Raw genomic sequence first — 19,757 nt, forward strand, 5'->3', positions numbered from 1 at the left:
CGCCCCGGCGCGGCGGGGCGTACGTTGGTGCGAAAGCCTTGGCGGCTTCCGCTACGACGAGTATCAGCCTTCGACGTCGATGCCCATGCTGCGGGCCGTGCCTTCGATCATGCGGACGGCTTGGTCCATGCTGCGGGCGTTCAGGTCGGCCATCTTCTTGGTGGCGATGTCCTCGCACTGGGCGCGGGTGACCTTGGCGACTTTGTTGATGTTCGGCACACCGCTGCCCTTGGCGATTCCGGCGGCTTGCTTCAGCAACGAAGCGGCCGGCGGGCTTTTGGTGACGAACTCAAAACTGCGGTCGTTGTAGACCGTGACGATCACGGGGATCGGGGTGCCGTTGTATTCTTTGGTGCGATCGTTGAACGCTTGGACGAATTGGCCCAGGTTCACCCCGAACTTACCCAGGGAGGTACCAACGGGAGGAGCGGGGGTGGCTTGACCGCCGGGAACTTGAAACTTTGCCTGTCCAGTAACTTGCTTTGCCATGGTCGGATGCTTGCTATACGATTGAGTTGGTTGTGGTGTTTCGGCGTTAGGTTAACTACACCGGTTCGACTTGCCAGTGATCCAATTCCATGGGAACACTGCGGCCGAAAATGTTGATGATCACGGTGATTCGGCCGTTGGCTTCATCGACGGCATCGACATCACCTTCCTGGTTTTCAAAATTGCCTTCCTTGACGCGAACACGATCGCCGACCTTGAACGGAATCGCCGTCTTGATCGGGGCCTCTTCTTCGTCTTCGGCGATCGGTCGGTTGATGAACCGATCCACGTCCGCCGGGTCCATCGGCATGGGTTTGCCCGCCGATCCGGTGAAGTCGCTGATTCCGCCGGTTTCACGGACCAGGAACCAGGTGTCATCGTTGATGGCCATCCGAGCCATGATGTAACCGGGCAAGAGCTTTCGCTTCGTGATTCGTTTTTTGCCGTCACGGGTGAACGTGGCGACATCTTCGCTGGGGACGACCACGTCGCCGAAGTATTCCTCCATGCCTTCCATTGCGATTTTCTTGCGCAACGCGTCGGCGATGGAATCTTCACGGTTGAACGCGACCTTCAGGATGTACCAGTCCATCTCGATTTCATCGGACGGCTGGTCGTCGTCGTCATCGTCGCTGTCCAGGAACACTTCGCCGGTGGATTCGCTGCCCGAATCGTCCGTTTCGGCCGCTTGCACGGCTTCGTTTTCTCCGGCACCCGCGTCCGCGGAATCGGTTTCCTCAAGCACTTCGCTGGACTCGTCAATCACTTCAGAGTCATCGGTGTTGGGGGATCGGGATTCGTCGGTCATTGGAGCACTGAAAACGGCTTGGGCGTGAATACGTCAGGAGTGGTGGGGGCGCGATCGGCGAGCGACAAGATCTCAAATCTACCAGCAAATCGATCCAGGGCAATCGGTTAGGCCGTTGCCCACAAGGCATTGAAGAATGCTTGCCAAAACACGTCGAACAGGAACAGCGAGATGGCCAGGATCGCGATCGTGACGATCACGACCACCGACGCCCGCTTGACCTCTTCGCGGCTCGGCCAAGTCACCTTCTTCATTTCCGCTTCGACGGCGATCAGAAAGTCGGCAAAGCGAGGCCAATTGATCAGCCGATAGCCGATCCACAAGCCGGCCAGCAGGATGCCGGCGGGGATCCCGACGGCGATCGCCTTGTTGGCGGTGGAGCTGTCCAGCGTGGCGTAAAGACGCCAGGCCCCGAGTGCTACGATCAACCAGATCGCCAGCACGGTCAGCTGGCGGACGATGCGTCCTTGGTTCGGTTTGTAAACGGAGGCGTGCAGTAGCTCGCTCGAAAGCGAACTGCCACTTGCGGCGGTGTTCGCTTTGCTCCCGGCGATGTCTCGAGACACTCGATTGTCCTTACGTTCGAATCAGCCGGCTTTTTCAAAGGCCGGCTTCTGTTCAGCCAGTACAAGTCGGAGGAATGCAGTGCCCTCCGCGTCAAGCACATCGTACCGCCGCCCCGGGTCTTGGCACCAGAGCAGCGAGATGGGCGGAAAAATCAAGCAGGAGTGGAGGGACTTGAACCCGCAACCGCTGGTTTTGGAAACCAGTGCTCTGCCAATTGAGCTACACTCCTTCGCTCGGTCCGAACCGGAATTCGGCTTCGCGTAGTTTAAAGCAGAGAACCAACGAACCGCTAGGTGATTCGTTGGTTCTCGCGATGTCTTTCTTCGAGATTGACGCCGGCGAGGGCGTCAAAGCGTCCCGCGGGGACTACTCGACGATTTTGGTCACAACGCCCGAACCGACGGTACGACCGCCTTCACGGATAGCGAAGCGGACACCGTCGTCCATCGCGATCGGCTTGTGCAGTTCGACGGTGACTTTGACGTTGTCGCCGGGCATGCACATGTCGGCCCCTTGCAGGTTGGCCGTTCCGGTCACGTCGGTGGTGCGGAAGTAGAACTGCGGACGGTAACCGCTGAAGAACGGCGTGTGGCGGCCGCCTTCGTCCTTGCTCAGACAGTAAACTTCGGCTTCGAACTTGGTGTGCGGGGTGATCGAACCCGGCTTGGCCAGAACCTGACCGCGTTGGATTTCTTCGCGTTTGATCCCGCGGAGCAGGCAACCGACGTTGTCACCGGCACGGCCTTCGTTCATTTCCTTGCGGAACATTTCGACACCGGTGCAGGTGGTTTTGGACGAATTCGGGCCCAGACCGACGATTTCGACTTCTTCGCCGACCTTGATCACGCCGCGTTCGATACGCCCGGTGGCGACCGTTCCACGGCCTTCGATCGAGAACACGTCTTCGATCGCCATCAGGAAGGGTTTGTCGTCTTCACGAACCGGCTCGGGGATGTACTCGTCGAGTGCTTCCATCAGCTCGGTGATGCACTTGCTGGCATCGGGATCGCTGGGGTTGTTGTACGCCGGCAGTGCGGATCCGCGGATGACGGGAACGTCGTCGCCGGGGAAGTCGTACTTGCTGAGCAGTTCGCGGGCTTCCAGTTCGACCAGTTCCAGCAATTCCTCGTCGTCGACCAGGTCGCACTTGTTGAGGAAGATGACGATGTAGGGGACGCCGACCTGACGAGCCAGGAGGACGTGCTCCTTGGTTTGCGGCATCGGGCCGTCGGCGGCCGAGACGACCAGGATGGCACCGTCCATTTGGGCGGCACCGGTGATCATGTTCTTGACGAAGTCGGCGTGGCCCGGGCAGTCGATGTGGGCGTAGTGACGGTTGTCCGATTCGTATTCGACGTGGGCGACCGCGATGGTCACTGTCTTGGTCGCGTCTCGCACGGTACCGCCCTTGGCGATATCCGAATATCCCTTTGCCTGTGCCAAGCCTTTGGCGGCTTGGACTGCCAGGATTGCACCCGTAGTCGTTGTTTTACCGTGGTCAATGTGCCCAATCGTGCCGACGTTGACGTGGGGCTTGGTCCGTTCAAATGTTGCCTTGGCCATTTCTAACTCACCTGCGCTCGATCGCCTTCGCAACTTGCCTGGGGATACGCCCCTGACGAGCCCACAAAAGCGGTGCCGTGTTCACACCCACGGTGGTTCACCGACCCAGTGGTCGCGACGATCGAACTTTGTTCTTCTAAACAGACAGAAAATCGTATCCAGGAGCGTCCACCAAGGACGCCCCGGTTGTTGCTTCAGTACGCCCGCCAGAGGAGGCAAAATCCAGTGCCGCTGGCGAGGGTGCGTAGTTGTTGCGAAAAGTCGCGTCGCTTGCAATTGCTGATTGAAAAAAATCAGCAAGATCCGCACCAACTTTCCAGATTCTCAGTTCCAGACGCTCAAGCTGCTGATGGGACTTGAACCCATGACCTCTTCCTTACCAAGGAAGTGCTCTACCACTGAGCTACAGCAGCGACGGGCAGAGCGGGTGAAGGGAATCGAACCCTCGTATTCAGCTTGGAAGGCTGCTGCACTACCATTGTGCTACACCCGCTTGATCGTGCCGGTGACACGAATCGCAAAATCGAGCCTCTCGATTTGCGATTATCTCTCTATGGGGGCTATTGGATTCGAACCAATGTAGGCGTAGCCAGCGGATTTACAGTCCGCCCCCTTTAACCACTCGGGCAAACCCCCTTTTTGTTTGTCGATCGTGTTGCTTAAGTCTTGCTGTCGGTCTCGTCGTGCAAATGGATCGGTAAATTCTCGGTCGGATCGTGTTTCGCCAGGAAGTGTGCCTTGTCAGGCCGTCGCTGGCAAGGTGGCTTGCCGGCCGGCCCGCGCGGTTGCACCACCTGAACCGTTTCGGACTCTCAGCACGCAGTCTCTCAGCCCGCAGTGGTGTCACCCGTTAGTGGTGGCCACGCCAAAGCCAGCGGAGGGATTCGAACCCACGACCGGCTGATTACAAATCAGCTGCTCTGCCAACTGAGCTACGCTGGCGAATCGATCGCCCAATCGCCAGGATCATCGTCCCGGCACTGTCCTGCCCTCGGGGCCGCTGCAACGCAGCTTCCCTCGAGAGAGGGCAGAGTTTAGCAATCGATCGTTCTGGGGCAAGCCGGATTTGGGGTCTGGCGACCGCAAACCACCAGATCGCCGCCGGAACCTTCCAGCCGCCGGCCTCTGTGACAGCCGGTTGAACGCTCGGGTTCACCGCGTGAAGCACTGTTTCGGCGTTCCCCGCGGCCGATCATGAGGCAATTCGCGTTTTCAGCCGCCGAATTCGATCACATCGCGATCGGACGCCAAGCGGACCGGGATTTTTCGCCGCCGGAGCGCCTCGCTGACTTCCCGGAGCATCACATCGGGCTGCGGATCGACCGGGTTGACGTGGGTCAGGACCAGCTGTTGCGGCGCCGACGCGGCAGCAATCCGCGCCACGCGGCTGCTGTAGGTGTGCCCTGTTTTGGTCGCCCACTGGGCTTTGGCGTCCGGAAAATAGCACTCGTGCATCATCAGATCCGCCCCCGAATTCCAGCGAATCGCCTCGCCGCTGTCGTCGCCCGTCGTGTCGGTCAAGTACAACAACCGTGTGCCGTCGTCCCAGCGGATTCGATAGCCGACCGATGCCCCGGGGTGTTGCTGGTGACGCCAGTCGATCGTGCAGTCGCCGATCGCAAACTGACGCAAATCGTCGATTTCTCGGAATTCCGCGTCGATCTGGACGGGGAACAACAATCGCGAAAACAAGTGCTGTTTGATCGCCGCCAGTTTCTCCTTTTCTCCCCAAATCCGCAGCCGATCGACGGGGCGTTGATGCAGAACGTCCAGCAAGAACGTCAGCCCGGCGACATGATCCAAGTGGGCGTGGCTGAGCAGAATGTCCAGCGTCGGCGTCCGAATCAGCTCCGTCAACCGAAACAGCCCCGTTCCCGCGTCGAGCACGATCCCGCTTTGCGGCAAGAAATAGCAGCTCGTGTGTCGATCCTCGTTGGGGTGATACCCGGCCGTTCCGAGGCAATGCAGTTGCATGGTCGACGTTGCTGGCGAGCGGAGAAAGCGGTGAAGGCTGACCTGGAGCGACAATTGTAGTGCAAGCGGTGCCCGGTTTGCTATCGCTTGCCGTCAGGCTCGGATGTACGACGTCCTTTCCAGGTCGTCGCGGCGAGTTCTACTCGCGACGGCCCGGAGGGGACCGTCGTACTCGAGGGGCGCGGGTGGTTGTACGACGTCGAAAGGCTGGAAGCCTATTCCACACCAACCCGGCTCGTTACACCTGTCGTGTCAACTCGTACAGCAAGATCGCGGCCGCCACCGAGACGTTCAGGCTGTCGACCAACTGCCCGCAACCCGAGGCGGTGGCCATCGGGATGGTCACCCGACGCGTCGCCGCCTGCTGCACCTCGGTCGGCAACCCTTGGGCCTCGTTCCCCATCACCAAAACCATCGGATCCGCATTCCGCGCGACCTGATCGATGGAGACGGCATCGGATGCCAGCGTCGAAGCCAGACTGACGACTCCACGACTTGCCAGTGTTCGCAGATCGTCGGCCGGTTGGTTCATCGCCAGCCAACGCATGCCCAGGACCGCCCCCATGCTGACTCGCATCGCTCGCCGAGAAAACGGGTCGACCGATCGGGGGTCGATCAGGACCTGGCGGATCCCCAACGCCGCAGCCGTACGCACCATTGAGCCCAAGTTCTCCATGTCCGTCGTCTGGACCAGCGCCAGTGACACCGGATCGTCGTGGAAGTCACTGATCGCGCCCGGAGGTTGACGATCGGCGCTGGCCAGAAAGCCGCGATGAAAATCGAACCCCGACAGCTGACGCATCTGATCACGTGAAAGCACGTACACGGGCATTCGGCCGCCGAGCCCGCCGAGCACGCTGAGGTCGCGGCCGTCTTCGACCACCACCGATCGCAGCGGATAATCGCTGGCGATCAACCGCTGTGTGATCAATTGCCCCTCGACGACAAAGTGAGACGAGTCGAACACGCGTCCGGTCGGGCGCCGTCTCAGGTTTCGAAAGTCAGCAAGACGCGGGTCGTCGATCGAATCGATCGTGACACATTCCAGCGGGCCGCGGTCGGTCATGGGGCAACCGTCAGCCGCTGCATCTTCGCCGGTCTGCCTTCGCTGGTCACCCAGACACGCCCCTGGTCATCGACCGCGATCGCTTCGACTTGTTTCAACATCGGCAACTCGACGATGCCCGGCATCTGTCGCAATCGCGTTTCCAGAGGAAGGCGTTCGGAGTAGGGAAAGTGATACGCCTGCAGGTAGTTGGCAATCCACAGGTCTCCCGTTTTCGCGCACAGATCCATGCCGGTCGCCAATGGGATCGCAAGCGTTTGAACTCGCTTGGCGTCCACCTGGATGACCGAGCCGTCCAGCTCGGATGATTCGCTCGCGTTGCCGCGTTTCGGCAGTGGGACCTCGAACATCGTTGCCATCAACGGCGATTTGGCCAGCAGCAGAATTCGCCGCCGTGGAACATCGACCGCCACGGATTCACAGTTCAGCGGACCGCCCGGATAACGCACGACCAATTGCTGGAATGATGCAACCAGGGTTCTCGCGCGGGGGCTGGGTTCATCGAAAATGTACATCGAAACCGATTGGCGGCGGGAGTCGTTGTCACCCACATCGGCCACCAGCAGCCGTGGCCCGTCGTCGTCAAAGGAGGCCATGTCTTCCCAGTCGTGAGCCTTGACCCCACGCAGCGCCAAGCGTCCGCAATGCCGGCCGTTAACGGTAAAGGCGTACAGTCTGGCCTTGTCGCCGGAATCATTGTGGGACCAAACGCATTGGGGGTCGACGCCCGAAAACGCCAGTCCGCTGCTTTCGGTCAGCGTCGGGGAGTCCAGTTCCAGTGCGATCTGACCCGCCAAGACCGGCTTGTTCTTCGGTTCCCAAGCTCCGGCATTAGTCGCGGCGCCGTTTGCCACAGCGGCGATCAGTCCAAGCCACAATGTTCCATTGCAGATCGTCACCGAGAGGTGGTGGGTGAATCCATTTGTTGTCATTGCCATGCTCACACTGCCATCGAATGCGATTCCGCCAGTTGAGATGAAACTTCCGTCGAGTGTGATGTGGTCAGTGTGTCTTCAGTTGCGACATCACCTGATGCACGATTTTTTCGATCACTAAATTGGACACGCCGGGTGTCGGCGCGTCGACGAACTCGTTCAGTAAATCATCGATCTGCAGCTGAGCCGCTGCAATGGCGTCACGTTGCCGCTCGGAAATCGGGACGCGTCCCGGGCCGAGGTCCCAGCCACGCGATCGGGCGCCCGCACGAAACCCTTCGGGGAATTCGCCGATGGAGAGCATGGCGTCGAATAGCGGCAGCAACTGGTATTGCAACTTCATCGCTTGTTCGATGTCCCCGGCGACCACGCTGCGGTGGATCGCACGGGTCAATTCGGGAACGACGCCGCTGGTCGCGTTGGTTCCGCCGTTGGCGCCGGCCACCAGCATCGGCACCAACGCCGCATCCCAACCGGTGAGAAAACAAAAGTCTTCGCGCAGGGGGCGGATCTGCGAAATCATCCGCATCATGTTCGGCAGGTCACCCGAGCTGTCTTTGATGCCGACGACACGCGGGCATTCCGACGCCAGCCGCACGACGGTTTCGACGGAAATCGGCGAGGCGAATTGGGGGATGTTGTACAGCGTGACGTCGACCGAGACGGCATCGGCGATTTCACGGAAATACGCGTACACGCCTTGGTCGGAAAGCCGGTAATAAAACGGGGCCACGATCGCGACTGCCCGCACACCCATCGCGCCATACGCCTCACACGCCGCAATCGTCTCCTTGGAATTGGCTTCGGCCGCACCGGCCAAGACCGGCACTCGGCCGTCGGTCTGGTCCACCACGACCTCGACGATTCGCCGGCGTTCCTCGGCGGTAAACCGGATGAATTCCCCCGTGCTGCCGTTGGGGTACAAGCCGTCGACGCCTTTCTCGATCAACCAATCCACGTACCGACGCAGCGTGTCTTCGTCCACACGACCGTCACGATCGACAGGCGTGATGTTGGGGGTCAGGATTCCAGAGATCGGTTTGGGCATCGAAAAATGGTCGGATTCGAGGGGCAAAGGTGACGGATCGAGATGGTTTTCGAAAGAATAGTTCAACGCTAGCCGGGGGTGAACGAATCTTGGGGCATCCTACGCCAGGATCTCCCGCACCACGCGTGCCGGTTCGACACCGGTGAGCCGTTGATCGAGACCCTGGAACTTGACGCTCAATCGGGTGTGGTCGAACCCCAGCAGGTTCAGGATCGTCGCGTGAAGGTCGCGGACATGCACGCGATCGCGGGTGACGTTGAATCCGAAATCGTCGCTCTCCCCGAGTGTCGTCCCGGGACGCATCCCGCCGCCGGCCATCCACATCGTGAATGCGTTGGGATGGTGGTCGCGGCCGTCATTGCCGCCGCCTTGGACCATCGGCGTGCGTCCGAATTCGCCGCCCCAAATCACCAGCGTCTCGTCCAACATTCCACGCCGCTTTAAGTCCTGGACCAGCGCCGCACAGGCCTGGTCGGTGTCTCGGCAATTGGTTTTCAAGCCGCCGACCAGATTGCCGTGTTGGTCCCACGCTTCATGGAACAGCTGCACAAATCTCACCCCACGTTCGACCAACCGGCGCGCCAACAAACAGTTCTTGGCAAACGAAGGTTTGTCGGGGTCGGCGCCGTACAGGTCCAGCGTTTGCCGGGTCTCGGATCGAATGTCCATCAATTCCGGCGCCGACGACTGCATGCGGTAAGCCATCTCGAACGAATTGATCCGCGTCGCAATCTCCGGATCGCCGGTCACCGACAAACGTTGCTCATTGAGCTGTGTGATCGCGTCGAGTGCGTCACGCTGGGCCCGCGAATCCACGCCCGGCGGGTTGGACAGATACAGCACCGGATCACCGACGCTGCGGAGCTGGACACCGGAGTACACGGTCGGCAAGAATCCGCTGCCCCAATTGCTGTTGCCGCCGCTGGGGCCTTTGCTGCCGCTGCTGAACACGACGAATCCCGGCAAGTCTTTCGACTCGCTGCCCAATCCGTACAACGTCCACGATCCCAGGCTGGGTTTGCCGAACAACTGGGATCCGGTGTTCATCATGATTTGCGCCGGCGCGTGGTTGAACGCGTCGGTCGTCATCGATTTGACGATCGTCAAGTCATCGGCGACCTTGGCCGTGTGCGGCAAGATCTCGCTGATTTCCGCTCCACACTGGCCGTGACGGGCGAATTTGAATTTCGGCCCCAATAACTTTGAATTCGGATCGATGAACGCCGCACGATAACCATCCAGCAATTCTGCCGGCGGCAACGTGCCATCGAACTTGGCCAACTGGGGCTTGTGATCGAACAGTTCTAAATGGCTGGGCGCGCCGGCCATGAACAGAAAGATCACGTTCTTGACTTTGGCCGGAAAGTGCGGCGCGCGGACCGCCAGCGGGTCGCCCGGCGACGTTGCCGTCGATTGGTCGGCCATCAACTGCGCCGCCGCGATCGCTCCCAGGCCGACGCCGCAATCTCGCAAGAACCAGCGCCGTGATCGATTCAAAGGGTTCATCTTCTATTCTCGAGTGATCGTTTCATCCAAGTTCAAAATCACGCGGCACAGGAGCGACCATGCCGCTAATTCGTCCGCCTCCAAATCACCGACCTCCAACAGCGCGCCGGACGACAGAATCTGGTCGGCCGACAGCGATTGCGATTCCAGCCGAGTTCGTTGACCATGCAGGTAGTCAGCCAACACTCGTCGCTCGTCCGCACTCGGGGCACGTCCGACACAGCGCTGGAATGCGAATCGGATTCGTGCGTCGTCGCCCGTCTCTGCCACTTCGCGAATCGTTTTGGCGGCCAACGCGATCGCAGCCTCCAAAAACATCGGCTCGTTGAGCGACGTCAGTGCCTGCATCGGTGTGTTGGACATGCTGCGGCGCACGCAGGACAGATTCCCCGGCACGGCGTCAAAATTTTCCAGCATCGGATAGGGGACGCTGCGAAACCGGAATGTGTACAACGCCCGTCGATAACGCTGGGCGTCTTCGGCGACCTCCCAAACCTTCGGCCCATAGCTGACCGGCGGTTTGAACAGAAACTCCGGTGCCGGCGGATACACACTCGGTCCGCCGATGCTGCGATTGAGCAAGCCGCTGGCCGCCAGCGTGATGTCGCGGACCGTTTCGGCGGGAACCCGGAAACGTGCCCCGCGGGCCAACAGGCGGTTGTAGGGGTCACGCCCAGAAAGCTCGGGTGTCAAACGCGACGATTGCCGATAGGTCGCCGAGCTGACGATCAAGCGATGTAAATGCTTCAGGCTCCAACCGTTGTCGACCAATTCCACGGCCAGGAAATCCATCAGCTCGGGATGCGAGGGTGGCGCGCTTTGCGTCCCCAGGTCGTCACTGGTTTCGACCAGGCCGACGCCGAAATAGGCTTGCCAGATCCGATTGACGATCGAGCGCGCCGTCGTCGGTGATTCGTCCGACGCCAGCCACCGTGCGAATTGCAGTCGCGGCGGAGCGTCGTCGGTTTTCAGCTGATGCAAAAACGCCGGCACGTGCGGAGTGACCGGTTCCACCGGGCTGAGAAAATCTCCCCGGGCCAGCAGTGACGTTGTTCGCGGTGTGTCGCGGCGGCCGAGTGTCAATTGCGTCGTCCCGAGCGGATGCGACTTCCAGGCCTGGTCGATCGCTGCGTTGTACCTTTCCGCTTCGGGCACCGTTGTTCGCCAATGCGCAAACACCGCGGCTTCATCATCGGGTGACCATTGCGCCGGCGGGCGTCTCACGATCGAGTCGACCGCAGGCGGCAGCGGATCGAACTCGGGGATCGCGTCGCCGGTCAGCGAAACGCGAAACCGCCCGATGTTGAACGTCTGGTTGTCGTCGCTGTTCCAGCCGCCGTGACGTTGGGCCAGATGGACGGTGACGATCGCGTGCTGGCCGTCGGGGATTTCGATCGGGGACTCGAACTCGAACCACGCCGTTTGCGAGATGTTGCTCTGCGGCGTGTCGACTTCGTTGGTCCAAGCGGTCGTTTCATCGCCGTCGATGGCAAAGTCGATTCCTCCGGTGACGCGTTTCTGACTCTTCTTGTTGTCGTAGCGTGGTTTCAGTTCCGCGACCGGAGGAGACCGGTCGGCGACGGCGCGGTTGAATTTCACCCGTGTCGTTTGATCGGGACTGAGCGACAACGCGACCTCGGCCGTCAACTCGCTGAGCGCCCACGTTCCGTCCACGCTTCGTCCCGGTCCGCTCCGCGGCAGGTTCGGGTGTGTCAACAATTCCAACCGCAACCCCGTCAACCGGTTCCTATGATACGTCCCGGTGCCCTGCGGATTAAAGTTGGTCGGCGCGTAGCTCTGGCACAGATAGGATCGATCCTCTTGCGGCAGAAACTTGGATCCGCCCAGCGTCCGGTCCAAGAACGACAACTCGATCGGTGTCCAGTCTGGTTGATCGCGAGCCGTCACGTCGCTGGCCCAGGCATGCATGCGTTCGCGCCAGTCGGGGATCGCGGTTTTGATCAAACGTTCTTGATCAGCGATTTGCTTCAACACTTGATCGCGGCGATTCTGTTCGCCGTCGGTGTAGACCGGGATGATCGCGTCGTGTGTGTTGTTGAGAAACGCGAACATGCCGTAGTATTCGTGTTGCTCGATCGGGTCGTATTTGTGTGTGTGGCATTGGGCGCACTGGATCGTCAGCCCCAGGATGGATTTGCCGATCGCGTCCATGCGGTCGAACATCGCTTCCATGCGGAACTGTTCGGGGTCGGCGCCGCCTTCTTCGTTGACCATCGAATTGCGCAAGAATCCGGTCGCGACGTGGTCCGCTTGGGTCGCACCGGGCAGCAAGTCCCCGGCGATTTGCCGCACCAGAAAATCGTCGTAGGGTCGATCGTGGTTGAAAGAATCGACGACCCAGTCGCGATAAAACCACGCCTGGCGGGGTTTGTCTTTTTCATAGCCGTCCGAGTCGGCATAGCGAGCCGCGTCCAACCACATCCGCGCCCAATGTTCGCCGTAGTGGCTGGATTGCAGCAGCACGCCGACCAGATCCTGGTACGCCGATTCGCCGTCGTTTTCCAGCCGCTTGAGCCACGCGGTGACAAATGCCGGTTCCGGCGGCAGCCCCGTCAGGTCCAACGACAGACGACGGATCAACGTTCGGTGATCGGCGACCGGCGAAGGGAAAAGCCCCTCCGATTCCAGCGTTCTTGCGACGAATGCGTCGATCGGATTCTTCACCCAATCCGAAGGCCCGACACGTGGGGGCTGCGGTCGCGACGGCGCGACAAATGCCCAATGCGTTTCAAATTCGGCACCCTGGTCGATCCAACGTTTCAAGATGGCGATCTGCGCCGCGTCGAGTTGTTTGCCCGAATCGGGCGGCGGCATTTTCAACTCGGGGTCGGATTCCACCAACCGGGCATACAGCTCGCTGGATGATGCGTCGCCCGACTCGATCACGGCTGCGGCGGATTCGGGGTCGTCCAAACGCAGGTCGGCCGCGCGGGATTCTTCGTCCGGACCGTGGCAGGCGAAACAGGCGTCCGAGAGGATCGGACGGACCTGGTTGGCAAAATCGATGCTTTCCGAATCAGTTTCAGCCAGGGCCGGTCCGAACGCGGCAAGCCAGACCGCGAGGGCGGCGAATCGTCGAAACATGGGCGGGGGTGTGTTGGGGAGGGAGGAAGGGACTGTATTGTAACAGCCCAAGCCCATGTGGCGAGGTTTGATCGATCGGATGCCAGCCCGTCGCGTCAGCAAGGGGCACGGTGTTGACGTGGCGGGGGGCGTACACCGCGGGGTGCCGGTCGCTCACGCGTCCCGCTGGCATGGCTCGTACCAAACCGGTGACGGATTGAGCAGACGTGCCCGGTCGTGGATACTCGTCGTGCAATCCACTGCACCTCCACGGAACCGCCCCATGCGAATCGTTCTTTGTTACCCCGTCGGCCAGAAACACATCGACCAGATTCAAGCCGCTGCGCCGGACTATGAAGTGGTCAATGCCGGCCAGGAACGCATCGACGAGTTGCTGCCGACGGCGGAGATCTTCATCGGGCACGCCAAAGTTCCCGTCAACTGGGACCGCGTGCTCGAGGCCGGCAAGTTGCGTTGGATTCAGTCCTCCGCGGCCGGGCTGGACCACTGTTTGGTGCCCGGCGTGATCGAAAACGACGCCATCGTCGTCAGCAGCGCGTCGGGGCTGTTCGCCCCCCAGGTCGCCGAGCAGACGTTTTCGTTACTGTTCGGGGTGATCCGCCGCGCCCCGTTGTTTTTTCGCGCCGAAGCACGGCGTGAATTTGTCCGCTTGCCCACCGATGATCTGCGTGGCAAAACGGTCGGGATCGTCGGCCTAGGTGGCAACGGTCGCTTCCTGGCCCGTGTGCTGGCACCTTGGGACGTGCGTCTGGTTGCCACCGATTACTACCCGGTCGATTGCCCACCGGAGGTTTCCCAGCTGTGGCCGGCCGACCAACTGGATCGGCTGTTGGCCGAAAGCGATGTGGTGATCTTGACGCTGCCGCTGAACGCCGGAACCAAGGGTGTGTTTGATGCCGAGCGGTTCGCGAAAATGAAACGCGGTTCGTACTTGATCAACGTCGCGCGGGGATCGGTGGTTCAGGAACAGGCCTTGTGCGACGCATTGGCCAGCGGTCATTTGGCCGGCGCAGGATTGGACGTGACGGAGGTGGAACCGTTGCCGCCTGAGAGCAAGCTGTGGGACGACCCCAAGGTCATGATCTCGCCGCATGTCGGAGCGCAGTCCCATCGCCGCGTCGACGACTCGACCGCTCTGGCGGTCATCAATCTGAAACGCTATCAGGCGGGAGAACCCGTTTACAACCGTGTCGACAAACGTTTGGGGTTTCCCCATCCGTCGGCGGTCTACCGTGGGCAAGCATGAGCAGCAGCAATCGAACCGCCGTCCCCTGTGAAGCGGCCATCTATCGCAACGATCATCCCGTCGGGCCGATGAGGTTGCCGATCAAGGAACAAGCCTCGTTCGTCGAAGAATTCAACCGGTTGTATCGCCGCGCGGGCATCGTCATCGAGCGGTTTGAGCGTTCAGCTGCCAGTTGTAATCCAAATAAGAAAGGCTGACGGCGTTGTCCATCGCCGCACGCCGCGCTGTCTCATCGGGCAACCACACGGCGATGCGTTTGAGAACCTGCGATTGGTCGTCACCGAAATCTTCGGCGAACCATTTCAAGATCGCCGACAGATAAAAACGTTTTCCGGCGACGTCGTGGCGAAAGTTCTGACGCCGCGTGAAAAAGTCTTTCGCGTTCGCCGTCAATTGCTCGTCGACCCGCTCCGGCACATAGGCTTCGTTTAATAGTCGCGGACAACCGATCGACGCACAAACGATCGCGAAATGGATCCGCGGTTCCCCCATTTTTCGCAACACCTGATGCTCGATTTCGTCCAGCGAGAACGGTTGGTGTCCGACGTGCAGTTTCAAGTCGTGCCAGATGTGATATCCCCACAGCCGCGGCGTGTGATTGCGAATGCTGGTGGTCGGGTATTCGCGCAAGATCCCTTTGATGGTCAGCGCGTTGTAGGCGTTGATCCAGAACGCCAGTCGAGGTGAGCGGGTGGATTTCGTGTCTGTCGCAATGGATGCCGTGGAGAGTGTTTGCAGGTAGTCGTCAAGCAACGCCTGATCTTCACCGCTCGCGTGCCATCCTTGGTAGTCCACCCTGCCGTCGGAATCGACATATTTGCCCAGCAATTTGTTCCACGCCGAATGGTCGATCGTGTGCATCGGAACCAATTGGGGCTTGGCCTGGCCGACGTAGACCGGCGTTCCCGCCGCGGCATTCCGGATAGAGACGCCGCCCGGAAAAAGCACAGCGGCGAACATCATTGCAGTGGAGACAATCAGTCGATTCATCGGCAAAGGACTATGTTTCGGGACGCTTGATTGTAGCCGGCGGCTGTTTCGATCCGCTACAGTGGCCAATGACCGCCCGGCTACAGACTCCGCCGACAGGCGCAGGGAGATCATCATGGCGGAGACGCGATGCCGAAATGCATTCCTCTTGTTCCCCGGCTCCGCCTGGGAACACACTGATTCGAAGGCTTCGCCTCTGTGAAATGGCTCCCCTTCTCCCTAAAACAGATCGCGTGAACGACACCGATCGTTGAGTGAGTTTGACCGCGATCTGTTTTGGGGAGAGGGGTTGGGGGTGAGGGGCTCGGTATCGATCAGCTGCACATCAATGGACACGGCAAATCCTGAAGGATCCTGCAATGCATTTCTTGCTGGAGCAATTTATCTCTGCAGGGAGTCTCGTCGTATGACCGTTCATGCTCCAATGCGTCACCGACGCCTGGAAATCCCCCTCACCCCCGGCCCCTCTCCCCCAAAAAACTGGCTCGCTGGAGCTCGCCAGCTTTTTGGGGGAGAGGGGAGCCAGAATCAATCAAATGGTCCTGCAACTAGACAAGCATCGCTATGCCAAACGAACGCGGTCCGGCGAGATGCTCATTCCAATCCCCAGGCCGTTGACATAGCGTCAACCGAGACTCCCCAACCGCCCAAGTCCCCGTCGGGTGCGACGTGGAAATTGATCCTCTTTGTGCTGCTGGCCGTGACGGTGGCGACCGTGGGATTCTTGTATCGCGATATGATTTCGCTGCAGTCGCTGGCCGAGCGTGAATCCCAATTGCGGACGTTTCAAAGCGAACATCCGTTGGCGGTCTATGCGATCGCGTTCGGTGTCTACGTCGCCGTCACGGGATTGTCGCTGCCGGGGGCGGCGGCGTTGACATTGGTCTACGGTTGGTACTTCGGTTTCGCCCGTGCGATTGTGCTGGTCAGTTTCGCATCGACGGCCGGGGCGACGTTGGCGTTTCTCAGCAGCCGCTATCTGCTTCGCGATGCCGTCCAACAGCGGTACGGCGAATCGATGAAGACGTTTGAGAAACGGCTGGCTGACGAGGGGGCGTTCTACCTGTTCACGCTGCGGCTGATCCCGGCCGTTCCGTTTTTCGTAATCAATTTGGTGATGGGATTGACGCCGATTCGGGTCTGGACGTTTTGGTGGGTCAGCCAATTGGGCATGTTGGCCGGGACGGCGGTCTATGTTTACGCCGGGTCCCGCGTCCCCAACCTGACCGTGCTGGCCGAAGAGGGAGTCGGTGCCGTGATCGCGCCCGCCCAGTTGCTGCAATTGACCGTCGCCTTTGCCCTGCTGGGGATTTTCCCGCTGGGGGCGCGGAAGATCCTGGCGGCGTTCCGCTAGTGCGGCGAAAAGGGGACGGGGGTCAATAGTGCGAAGCACCCGAAGGGCCGTGCCGGCTATTGACCCCCGTCCCCTTTTCGCTCGACGTTTGGCCGGCGCGAACCCCGGTTTGTTTTTGGGCGTCGGTGTTTTAGCATGCACACCATGAAATTCACCAAAATGCACGGCGCCGGCAACGACTACGTTTACGTCGATTGCTTTTCGCAGCCCGCCCCCGAAAATGCCCCCGAATTGGCTCGCCAAATCTCCCACCGACACTTCGGGGTCGGCGGCGACGGTTTGATCCTGATCCGCCCCAGCGAATCGGGCGACGCGCGGATGCAGATGTTCAATGCCGACGGCAGTGAAAGCGAGATGTGTGGCAACGGGGTCCGCTGCGTGGCAAAGTTCGTCCACGACCACGGTATCGCCAAGCGGGACGCGCTGAAAATCGAAACCGGTGCCGGCGTGTTGGATTTGAAGCTTCACCTGGGCGAGGACGGCTTGGTCGATCAGGTGACCGTGGACATGGGCATTCCCGAACTGGTCGGTCCCAAGGTGCCCACCACGATCCCCAGCACGCGTGACGACGGCCGCGTGGTGACCGCGCCCGTCGAATTCGGCGGTCAGACGCTGGAGGTGACGTGTGTGTCGATGGGCAATCCCCACTGCGTGATCTTCGTCGAACAGGCCAGCGACGATCTGGTCCTGGGGTTGGGGCCGAAAATCGAAACCGACCCCCGATTTCCCAATCGCATCAACGTCGAATTTGTCGAAATCCTGTCGCCGACCGAGGTGCGTCAGCGGACTTGGGAACGCGGTTCGGGCGAGACCTGGGCCTGCGGGACCGGCGCCTCGGCGGTCTGTGTCGCCGGCGTGTTGGCCGGCCGCACCGAGCGAAAGATCTTGAACCATCTGCTCGGCGGCGATCTGACGCTTCAGTGGCTGGCCGAAAACGATCACGTGATGATGACCGGGCCGGCGACGGAAGTTTTTTCGGGTGAGTGGCCGGTCCGTTGAATGAGTTCCTGGAGTCCGAATCCGATGGCCTGACCCAAGCCGTTTCCGTCAGCGAGCTAAACCACCAGCTCAAGGCGGTCGTCGAAGGCACGTTTCCGATGATGTGGGTCGCCGGCGAAGTGACCGATGTGGCCAAACCACGCAGCGGGCACATCTATTTCACGCTCAAGGACGACGACTCTCAGATCCGCGCGGTGATGTGGCGAAACGTGGCCTCGCGTTTGAGGTTCGAACTGGAAAACGGCCAGTCCATCCTGTGCTTCGGCGGGCTGGAAATTTACACCGTTCGCGGCACCTACCAGATCGTCGTCCGCAAAGCACAACCGCAAGGCGTCGGTGCGCTTCAACTGGCGTTCGAAAAACTCAAGGCACGCTTGAACGCCGAGGGGTTGTTTTCGATCGAGCGAAAACAGTCGCTGCCGAAGCACCCGCGACGCGTCGGTGTGATCACCAGCCCCAGCGGCGCGGCGGTTCATGATTTCCTGGTCGCGGCCGATGATCGCATGGTCGGAGCGGAAATCTTTGTCATCCCCGCACAAGTCCAAGGCAACGGGGCGGCCGAAACGATCGTTCGCGGTTTGAAGGCCGCGGCGATGATTCGTCCCAAACTGGATGTCGTGATCGTGGCCCGCGGCGGCGGCAGTTTGGAAGACCTGTGGTGTTTCAATGAAGAAGCGGTGGTCCGCGCGATCGCCCAGTGCCCCATTCCCACCGTGTCGGCGGTCGGGCACGAAGTCGACGTCACGCTGTCGGACTTGGCAGCCGACGTCCGAGCGTTGACCCCGACCGATGCGGCCACCAAAGTCTTTGCCGATCGATCGGGGATGGTGCAGCGGGTCAGGGATTTGGACCGGCGGTTGCGGCGGGCGATGCGGTACGAGATCGAACGACGACGAATGGCGCTCCAGTCGCTCGCGGGCCATCCGGCGATGACCAAGCCGATGGAAATCGTGCACCTTCGCTCACGATTGGTCGATGAACTCGATCAACGCGCCAAATCGGCAATCGATCGGCGACTGCAACAATCCAAATCGGATGTCGCGACCCTGGCGGCAAGCCTGGCGGCGTTGTCTCCGCTGAACACGTTGGCCAGGGGGTACAGCGTGACCAGCGATTCCGGCGGCAACGCGATCAGTCACGCGTCCCAGCTGAAAGCCGGTCAGCGGGTCACCACACGCCTGGCAAACGGTTCGTTCGAATCGGTCGTCGACAAGATTGATTCGGATTGATTGGCCGATGTCCGCGACGTGGGAAATGACGTGCCGATTCATCGCGTGGTTCATCACCTGCTTCGTCTCGATGAGGCTTTGGCAGATCGTGTTGCGTTTGCGCCACGATCGGGATTCGGTCCGAAGCGTCTTGGTTTCACCGCTGTTGTCGATTCGGATTTGGGACCAACGACGACCGGCGACTCGCCGTGATTGGGGCCACTGGATCGCCGAAGCGGCGTGGACGTTTCCGCTGGCGGTTGCGGTGTACTGTTTTTTTCCCCGCTGGCTGTCGGCACAGACGGATGCTTGGTGGATACGTGGCTATCTCGCCGTGGTGCCGTTCCTTATCTTTGCGAAGTCGCTGGGCACGGTGATGCAGTTGATCCTGATGCCGTGTTGCGGACGGTTGCCACCGTTTATCGACCAGTCGTATCGATCGCGGAGCTTGGCGGAATTTTGGGGAAAGCGTTGGAACACATGGCACGGGGGTTGGTTCTGGGAAGCGGTGTTCCCCTGGTTTAGACGTCGCCCGGCGTTGGGTTTGATGATGGTGTTCTTTTTGTCGGGACTGTGGCACGAATTGTTGATCGCAGTGCCGTTGTGGAACGTCTTCGGAGAAAGTGTCTTCGGCATGATGACGGCCTACTTCATGCTCCAGGCGGTCGGGCTGTATTTGGAGCGACGTTGGCTTCGGAAACACCCGCGGGCAAGACATCTCTGCACGTGGTTGTTCGTGCTGGCCCCGATTCCTTTGATGCTGAACCGGGCCACGTTGCTTGTGTTCCATTTGGTGCTGCCGTGAGTTTCCAAGACTGAAATCGGCGTGTGATCGGGGCATCCGACCGGCTGACACATTCCGACCCATCGCGAACGAACGCGTTGCCACTGTGTAAGCA

At 60.4% G+C, this 19,757-nt stretch carries 16 protein-coding genes and 5 tRNA genes; 5 read left to right on the forward strand and 16 right to left on the reverse strand.

The window, feature by feature from the left end; translation table 11 throughout:
* Positions 1–63 precede the first annotated feature (63 nt).
* The 15 genes from rplK to Mal15_RS05145 all read right to left on the reverse strand — a co-directional run bounded on the left by rplK (position 64) and on the right by Mal15_RS05145 (position 13,061).
* Complete coding sequence (gene rplK, locus Mal15_RS05075) at positions 64–489, reverse strand: 50S ribosomal protein L11 (protein ID WP_147866773.1); 426 nt, start codon at positions 487–489, stop codon at positions 64–66.
* A 55-nt stretch (positions 490–544) separates the two neighbouring features.
* Positions 545–1,297 (reverse strand): transcription termination/antitermination protein NusG, encoded by a 753-nt coding sequence (gene nusG / locus Mal15_RS05080; RefSeq protein ID WP_233903287.1) that lies wholly within the window; start codon positions 1,295–1,297, stop codon positions 545–547.
* 107 nt (positions 1,298–1,404) lie between these two features.
* Complete coding sequence (gene secE / locus Mal15_RS05085) at positions 1,405–1,863, reverse strand: preprotein translocase subunit SecE (protein ID WP_147866774.1); 459 nt, start codon at positions 1,861–1,863, stop codon at positions 1,405–1,407.
* Positions 1,864–2,020: 157 nt separating this feature from the next.
* Positions 2,021–2,093: transfer RNA gene (locus Mal15_RS05090), tRNA-Trp, on the reverse strand.
* 137 nt (positions 2,094–2,230) lie between these two features.
* The gene (gene tuf, locus Mal15_RS05095; protein ID WP_147866775.1) at positions 2,231–3,427 is read right to left on the reverse strand and encodes an elongation factor Tu; all 1,197 of its coding nucleotides are present in this window, start codon (positions 3,425–3,427) and stop codon (positions 2,231–2,233) included.
* A gap of 341 nt (positions 3,428–3,768) precedes the next feature.
* A tRNA-Thr gene (locus tag Mal15_RS05100) sits at positions 3,769–3,840 on the reverse strand.
* Between the two features lie 9 nt (positions 3,841–3,849).
* Positions 3,850–3,920 (reverse strand) — tRNA-Gly (locus Mal15_RS05105).
* Positions 3,921–3,981: 61 nt separating this feature from the next.
* Positions 3,982–4,063: transfer RNA gene (locus Mal15_RS05110), tRNA-Tyr, on the reverse strand.
* A 233-nt stretch (positions 4,064–4,296) separates the two neighbouring features.
* Positions 4,297–4,369: transfer RNA gene (locus Mal15_RS05115), tRNA-Thr, on the reverse strand.
* 270 nt (positions 4,370–4,639) lie between these two features.
* Positions 4,640–5,401, reverse strand: a complete 762-nt coding sequence (locus tag Mal15_RS05120) for an MBL fold metallo-hydrolase (RefSeq protein WP_233903288.1) — start codon at positions 5,399–5,401, stop codon at positions 4,640–4,642.
* Between the two features lie 238 nt (positions 5,402–5,639).
* Positions 5,640–6,467 carry a TrmH family RNA methyltransferase gene (locus Mal15_RS05125; protein WP_147866776.1) on the reverse strand — a complete coding sequence of 276 codons (828 nt, stop codon included), beginning with the start codon at positions 6,465–6,467 and terminating at the stop codon, positions 5,640–5,642.
* A complete protein-coding gene (locus Mal15_RS05130) occupies positions 6,464–7,405 on the reverse strand; it encodes a hypothetical protein (protein ID WP_147866777.1) in 942 nt (313 codons plus the stop codon). The genes Mal15_RS05125 and Mal15_RS05130 overlap by 4 nt, the downstream gene beginning before the upstream one ends.
* Before the next feature lie 64 nt (positions 7,406–7,469).
* Positions 7,470–8,450: a dihydrodipicolinate synthase family protein gene (locus tag Mal15_RS05135; RefSeq protein ID WP_147866778.1), complete on the reverse strand. Its 981-nt coding sequence runs from the start codon at positions 8,448–8,450 to the stop codon at positions 7,470–7,472.
* Between the two features lie 99 nt (positions 8,451–8,549).
* Complete coding sequence (locus Mal15_RS05140; RefSeq protein ID WP_147866779.1) at positions 8,550–9,956, reverse strand: DUF1501 domain-containing protein; 1,407 nt, start codon at positions 9,954–9,956, stop codon at positions 8,550–8,552.
* 3 nt (positions 9,957–9,959) lie between these two features.
* Complete coding sequence (locus Mal15_RS05145) at positions 9,960–13,061, reverse strand: PSD1 and planctomycete cytochrome C domain-containing protein (protein WP_147866780.1); 3,102 nt, start codon at positions 13,059–13,061, stop codon at positions 9,960–9,962.
* A gap of 262 nt (positions 13,062–13,323) precedes the next feature.
* On the opposite strand from Mal15_RS05145, the gene Mal15_RS05150 reads away from it, so the two are divergent.
* Positions 13,324–14,307 (forward strand): D-2-hydroxyacid dehydrogenase, encoded by a 984-nt coding sequence (locus tag Mal15_RS05150; protein ID WP_147866781.1) that lies wholly within the window; start codon positions 13,324–13,326, stop codon positions 14,305–14,307.
* A 141-nt stretch (positions 14,308–14,448) separates the two neighbouring features.
* Here Mal15_RS05150 and Mal15_RS05155 read toward each other — a convergent pair whose 3' ends face one another.
* Complete coding sequence (locus Mal15_RS05155) at positions 14,449–15,297, reverse strand: DUF547 domain-containing protein (RefSeq protein ID WP_147866782.1); 849 nt, start codon at positions 15,295–15,297, stop codon at positions 14,449–14,451.
* Between the two features lie 676 nt (positions 15,298–15,973).
* Between Mal15_RS05155 and Mal15_RS05160 the strand changes: the two genes are divergently transcribed.
* From Mal15_RS05160 to Mal15_RS05175, 4 genes are all read left to right on the forward strand, one after another.
* On the forward strand, positions 15,974–16,651 hold the full coding sequence (locus tag Mal15_RS05160; RefSeq protein WP_233903289.1) for a TVP38/TMEM64 family protein: 678 nt from the start codon (positions 15,974–15,976) through the stop codon (positions 16,649–16,651).
* Positions 16,652–16,795: 144 nt separating this feature from the next.
* A complete protein-coding gene (dapF, locus tag Mal15_RS05165; RefSeq protein ID WP_147866783.1) occupies positions 16,796–17,650 on the forward strand; it encodes a diaminopimelate epimerase in 855 nt (284 codons plus the stop codon).
* On the forward strand, positions 17,647–18,879 hold the full coding sequence (gene xseA, locus Mal15_RS05170) for an exodeoxyribonuclease VII large subunit (RefSeq protein WP_167546641.1): 1,233 nt from the start codon (positions 17,647–17,649) through the stop codon (positions 18,877–18,879). The genes dapF and xseA overlap by 4 nt, the downstream gene beginning before the upstream one ends.
* A gap of 7 nt (positions 18,880–18,886) precedes the next feature.
* Complete coding sequence (locus tag Mal15_RS05175) at positions 18,887–19,663, forward strand: hypothetical protein (protein WP_147866785.1); 777 nt, start codon at positions 18,887–18,889, stop codon at positions 19,661–19,663.
* Positions 19,664–19,757: the final 94 nt, after the last annotated feature.

Source organism: Stieleria maiorica, assembly GCF_008035925.1.
Classification (GTDB): domain Bacteria; phylum Planctomycetota; class Planctomycetia; order Pirellulales; family Pirellulaceae; genus Stieleria; species Stieleria maiorica.